The 1,192-nt window shown below is 44.8% G+C and carries 1 protein-coding gene; it reads right to left on the bottom strand.

Annotated features, from left to right (window positions below; genetic code table 11):
• A partial coding sequence (locus A3762_RS11145; protein WP_197469208.1) for a PDZ domain-containing protein occupies window positions 1-1,053 on the bottom strand: 1,053 nt, incomplete at its 3' end.
• Between the last annotated feature and the right edge of the window lie 139 nt (window positions 1,054-1,192).

The following is a 1,192-nucleotide window of genomic DNA, read 5'->3' on the forward strand; positions in this document are numbered from 1 at the left end:
ATCTTCAAGTTTTACTTTGTCACGAACAATCGCGATCACGCGCGTGTCTGTGTCGACTTTTGCTTCGGATGGAATAACTTCGAGGCGCACCGTTGATTTTTTTGGACCACGAATCAATTGTACAACTTCGTCTAATCTCCAACCTACAACGTTAACCATTTTCTCGTCGCCTTGAGCAACGCCGACAATTCGGTCAGCAGGGCCAAGCTGGCCTTGTTGTTGCGCAGGACCACCTGCAATCAAGCGAACAACTTTTGTAAACTCATTGTCGGCTTGTAGAACCGCGCCGATTCCTTCAAGCGACAAACTCATGTTGATGTTAAAGTTTTCTGAAGAGCGAGGTGAGAAGTAAGTCGTATGTGGATCATAAAGCGTTGTAAACGCATTCATGTAGGCTTGGAAAGCGTCTTCGTTACGAATCTGAAGCGCACGCTTTAGTTGCGACTGGTAGCGGGTACGCAAAGTGTCCGCAGCTTCTTCAAGTGATTCGCCAGACAATTTTAAAGAGAGTGCACCACTTTTAACGCGTCGACGCCAAATATCTTCTAGTTCAGCTTCTGTTGTTGGCCACGCTTGCTCAGAGCGATCAGACAGAATGAATTCGTCATCATTGAAACGCATGTCTTTTAAGTCATTCTCTAGAAGAGAAATTTTATAAACGAGACGCTGAATAACGCGCTCTTGATAGCGATTAAAAATCTTGAATCCTGGTTCTAGTTGGCCAGTTTTCAAGGCACCATGGAGACGGTTGCGGTAAGGTTCAAATTCTTCGATATCTGATTGAAGGAAGTACAGGCGCTGTCCATCAAGAGAATCTAAGTAGTGCTCAAAAACACGTTTCGACAATTCGCGATCGATATCTTGTTTACGATAGTGGCTTAGAAGGAGAGAACGTGCGATATGAACACTTGCTTCACGCTGTGATTTTTCTGGAACTAATTCTGGTGCCTGTTCTGCTTGTGCTAGCAGTTCTTCAAGGCTTTGCTGTGCCGCGTGGGTCAAGCCGAACGACATCATTGCGATGACGGCGACCAATACGTGGGTAAGTTTCATTGCTTTACTCTTTTCACTCGTTGGTCTGAAAGATTGTATGTTATCACTCTTAGCCCTGCCACTAACCTTGCCAAAGTTTATGAGTAACTGTGTTTCGATCACACTTTGTGGTGACACAGTTTGTAAGCTGCACATTTAT

It is taken from the genome of Oleiphilus sp. HI0125 (assembly GCF_001635355.1).